The 4,819-nt window shown below is 41.0% G+C and carries 4 protein-coding genes; all 4 read right to left on the bottom strand.

Annotated features, from left to right (window positions below; translation table 11 throughout):
• Positions 1 to 240 precede the first annotated feature (240 nt).
• A complete protein-coding gene (rpoN, locus tag QZT26_RS16495; RefSeq protein WP_169704138.1) occupies positions 241 to 1,698 on the bottom strand; it encodes an RNA polymerase factor sigma-54 in 1,458 nt (485 codons plus the stop codon).
• A gap of 70 nt (positions 1,699 to 1,768) precedes the next feature.
• Positions 1,769 to 2,374, bottom strand: a complete 606-nt coding sequence (gene recR, locus QZT26_RS16490; protein ID WP_099326932.1) for a recombination mediator RecR — start codon at positions 2,372 to 2,374, stop codon at positions 1,769 to 1,771.
• A 31-nt stretch (positions 2,375 to 2,405) separates the two neighbouring features.
• The gene (locus QZT26_RS16485; protein ID WP_099323643.1) at positions 2,406 to 2,753 is read right to left on the bottom strand and encodes a YbaB/EbfC family nucleoid-associated protein; all 348 of its coding nucleotides are present in this window, start codon (positions 2,751 to 2,753) and stop codon (positions 2,406 to 2,408) included.
• A gap of 10 nt (positions 2,754 to 2,763) precedes the next feature.
• Positions 2,764 to 4,437, bottom strand: a complete 1,674-nt coding sequence (gene dnaX, locus QZT26_RS16480) for a DNA polymerase III subunit gamma/tau (protein WP_164994895.1) — start codon at positions 4,435 to 4,437, stop codon at positions 2,764 to 2,766.
• Positions 4,438 to 4,819: the final 382 nt, after the last annotated feature.

Here is a 4,819-nt window from a genome sequence, read left to right as displayed (position 1 = left end):
GTTTCTCCTCTTGAATACCTTCCGATCCTCCTCATCGAGTATTCCAATATAATTATTATCACCATGTAAATCTATTCCTACGAAATATCCCATTGCTCGCTCCCTCCTTACTTTGTTATTATTTAACAATCGCCTTTCACGGTATCCTCCATTTTACCATGAAGAGTGCGCTCGGAGGTGCCTTCTATATGATTATCAGGTTTGTAACCTGAACCAAACGTTTTATACTTTCAATCCAGCCTAATATGCTTTTCGCTGCCTTGACGAGGGTATTTTCAGAATACGGCGGTATTTGGTGACCGTTCTCCTGGCTATGTCTACCCCTGAGGCACCTAATTTATCTGCAACCTCTTCATCGCTCAATGGGTTTGATTTATCTTCTTTTGCAACAATTTCAATAAGTTTCTGCCGGATAGATTCCCATGATTCCATATTACCGTCGGCATTCTGAAAACCTCCTGTGAAGAAAAATTTCATTTCAAAAACGCCCTGCGGGGTTTGGATATATTTATGGGCAATTGCACGGCTCACCGTTGAAACATGGACGCCAACAATATCGGCAACGTCCTGCATCTTCAATGTTCGCAGGCGGTGAACTCCTTCATCTAAAAAGCCCTTTTGCATGCTTACAATTTTGCATGCTACTTTATATAATGTACTCCTCCGTTGCTCTATGGCATCAACCAGCCATTTAGCAGATTCAATCTTCTTCTGTATATACTGGCGCGTTGAACTATCAATATTGCTTTCACTCAAGGATTTTCTATAAAAGGAGCTAATATGCAAATGTGGTATATTAGCATTATCAATCAAAAACACCTCATATTCCCCGTCAATTTGTTCTACCTTCACTTCAGGGACCACATACGGAATTGTTTCATCGTTAAATACGGAACCGGGTTTTGGGTTTAGTGTACGAATAAATTCTACCTGTTTTTTTATAGTTTCAAGGCTATATCCTGTTTTCTTTGCTATGGCAGGATATTTTCTTGATTCGATTTCTAATAAATAATTTTGCAGAAGATCCTTTGTTATGTGGTAATTCGGGTCACGATTGTCTAACTGTAACAGTAAACATTCCTGTAAATTTCTCGCACCGATACCAGGCGGTTCCAATGTCTGTACAATTTCTAACGCCTTTTCAGCATCCGCCAAAGAAACAGGTTTTTCAAAAGACGAAACTATTTCTTCTAACGAACCTGATAAATACCCGGAGGTATCAACAGAATAAATAATGTTCTCACATGCTTCATAAAGATGTTCAGGAACTTCCATAAGCGATAACTGCCCCAGCAGGTAATCATGAAGCGACATTGGTTTGGTGGCAGTATTTTCCAATGCCTCTTGTTTCTGATCGCGTTCATCAGAAAGGGCACTCTTCCGGATTGTCGTCTTCGAATAATATTCATTCCAATCTTCCGCCATCTCATTATGCCGGTCAACCTCTGCCTTTTTGGCGTCATCCCATTCGGTTTGAGCAGCATTTTCTCCGGCAATTGAGCTGTCTTCTGAGACAGGGCTATCTTCTTTAGGTTGTTCAACCACCTCCTCAAGAACCGGGTTATCCAGCAGCTCTTGCTGTATGCGCTCTGCCAGGGCCAATAACGGAAGCTGGAGTATTTCTATAGACTGAATTATCTGGGGAGACAACTTCATCTTTTGCTGGAGTTGCGGCAATAAAGAAGACTGCATTTTCATTAAAAATCACCTTCCCAAAAATTAACTATAAATAACTGGTGTTGTGTTTCAGTAAAAAACATACGTTAAATTAGTTCCTCATCTCATTCCTATCACTGACCGCATCGGCTACAATAGCGGTATTTGCATATTCAAGATAACTGCCCGTCGGCAACCCGCGGGCAATCCTCGTCACTTTAACGCCAAATGATTGTAATTGTTTATGTATATATACGGCGGTTATATCCCCTTCCATATTCAAATTAGTGGCAAGTATCACCTCTTTAACGCTGCCGTCTTTTACTCTTTGCAAAAGTCTGCCAATAGTGAGTAAGTCGGGGTCAATACCCTCAAGGGGGGAAATATGTCCCTGGAGTATATGATAATGACCATTATATTTGCCAGTTTTTTCAATGGTTAGTAAATCTGCGAACTGTTCAACAACGCAAATAATTGAACTATCCCTGCGTAAATTACTACAAATATGGCATGGGCTATTTTCTGAGACGTTAAAGCAAACAGTACAGATTTTCATATATTTCTTTACATCGCGAATAGCGTACGCCAGCTTCATAGCATCGTCAACCGGCTGTTTTAAAACATAACAGGCTAACCGTTCTGCGGTCTTCTGCCCAATCCCTGGCATTTTCCCAAACTCACTAATAAGGTTATTCACTGTTTGCGGATAAGTATTCAAAGTACATACCTCTTTAAGATCAATGAACGAATCATCCTCCAAACATTCCTTGCATGCCTGGAATATTTAGCCCACCGGTAAATTTTCCCATCTCGGATTGATATAATTCCTGAGATTTTTTCAACGCCTGGGAAACGGCGGAAAGGATAAGATCTTCCAGCATCTGAACATCTTCCGGGTCTACCACTTCCGGGTCAATTTTTATAGAAAGGATTTCCTGCTTCCCATTCATGTGTACCGTAATCATACCGCCGCCGGAGGTAGCCTCTATTACACGTTCTTTCAAATCCCTCTGTGCATCCTCCATCTGCTTTTGCATTTTTTGCGCCTGCTTCTGCATCTGTTTCATCATTTCTGTCATATTGCCAAAACCCTTCATGTCACCCCCCCTATCGGTTAACTTTAATAACACGACCGTCAAATAATTCTAACGTTTTTTTTACTGCCGGTTCTGAAAACACCGTATCGTTTATTTGCTGTGCACCACCATTGTCCAAACTTTGGCTCTGTCTGTTCTCTTCCGGCTCTTCTTTTTCAGATAGTACAAGCTTCAGTTCCATAAACCCCGGCACCACTTCTTTCGCACAATTTTCGATAAGTTTTTTTTCTTCCGGTTGCTCCAACCTTTCTTTCTGAAAAAGAAATTTTCTGGGAAATGCAACTACCAATACTCCAGCATCGCTGCTTACCAGCCGGCCTTCCTTGAAAAACGCCCAGGTAGATTTTTTCTTTTTCTGAATGCTTTTAAGGATATCCCCCCATACCTCGTTTTTTTCCATTGCGATACCTGGAGTTATTTTTTCTTCTTTTGCAGGAGGTATCACGTCGCCTTCTTCTATTGATTTTTCCGACACTGTCTGCCGGGCAAACGATTCTGCGGGAAGGAGAATAGCACTACCTCTCTTGCCAGGGATATTGTCAACTTGCTCCAGTTTTTCCTCTAATGTCGTTATGCGTTCAATAAGACCAGACAATGCGCCGATAGATTCCATCCGGCACAGTTTTATAATGGCCATTTCCGCAGAAATCCGCTGCAGCAAAGAATCCGTTGAACGTATCCTCATCACGGAAAGCATTTGAATCATATACATCAGTGTATCGCCGGAAAATGATTTTTCAAAGCGCTGAATAAAAGACTCGTCATACTCCGCCCATACTGCTTCCTGGCCGCAGGACGAAAACACCAAAAGATCTCTTAACCGCAGAAGCAACTGATCAATAAACTCCGCCGGAGTCTTTCCCTCATTCAGAATATCATCCACAATTCTCAGCGCACCTGAAGTATCTTTGTTCACAAAACACTCAAACATACTATAAATCTTATCATCATCAATATACCCCAGCACATAATTTACATCCGCCGAAGTTACGTTGTCATCGCAGAAAGAAAAGAGTTGATCAAGCACAGATTGTGAATCCCTTAATCCTCCCTTTGCATATTTTGCAATCGTATGGAGTGCAGCAGACTCTATTTGTTTCCCTTCCGTTTTGCATATTTCCAAAAGGTGTTTTTCAATATCATTAACGGAAATATTCTTAAAGTCAAACCGTTGGCACCGTGATTGAACTGTTTCAGGAAGACGGTTTGCCGCAGTTGTCGCAAATATAAACTTAACATGAGCTGGTGGTTCTTCGAGGGTTTTAAGAAGGGCATTAAATGCTTCACGGGTAAGCATGTGTACTTCATCAATAATATAAATTCTATACCGCGCTCTCGATGGGGCAAATCCTACATTTTGGCGTATATTTCTTATCTCATCAATTCCACGGTTTGAGGCGCCATCAATTTCCAGAACGTCTATGTCGCTTCCTTCGGAAATGCTCTGGCAGATATCGCATACGTTGCAGGGGGTGTCAGTAGGACCATTAACACAATTTAACGCCTTTGACAGTATACGCGCCGTGGAGGTCTTGCCTACGCCCCTCGGACCAGCAAACAGATAAGCATGGGCTACCCTGTCTGTACGTATTGCATTTCCAAGGGTTTTTACTATAGGCGCTTGCCCTACTATGTCGCTAAAGGTTTGAGGTCGGTATCTACGGGCTAATACTACATAAGACATTTAAAAATCACCTACATTCCTTTTCAACCATAGAGTTTTTTAACACACTTAAGTAACTTCTCAATAAGTTGCGGAAATGAAGCCATACGTTGGTAGTTGGTAGTGATAGTTGATAGCCACAATTGGTAGTAAAAAATTTAAAAACAGGGAAATCTTTAAATTTTTTACCAGAATAATTCTACAACTATCAACTACCAATTGAGAAGTTACAACCGTTACTTCTACTTCAAAATTGGTGTAAGCAATTTATGCTTTTACCTAAATCCTGCAAACGATTTTCGCAATGCGAAAATCAGTATTTTCCACTACCAAGATTGGCAAAAAGCGATAACAGATATCCGTTTTTTAGCAATTGTGGTAGCGCTATTGTACTACTTTAAAC

The organism is uncultured Candidatus Kuenenia sp., assembly GCF_900696675.1.
Classification (GTDB): domain Bacteria; phylum Planctomycetota; class Brocadiia; order Brocadiales; family Brocadiaceae; genus Kuenenia; species Kuenenia stuttgartiensis_A.
The sequence above is the reverse complement of the archived record's forward strand: the minus strand, read 5'-3'. Positions and strand labels throughout refer to the sequence as shown.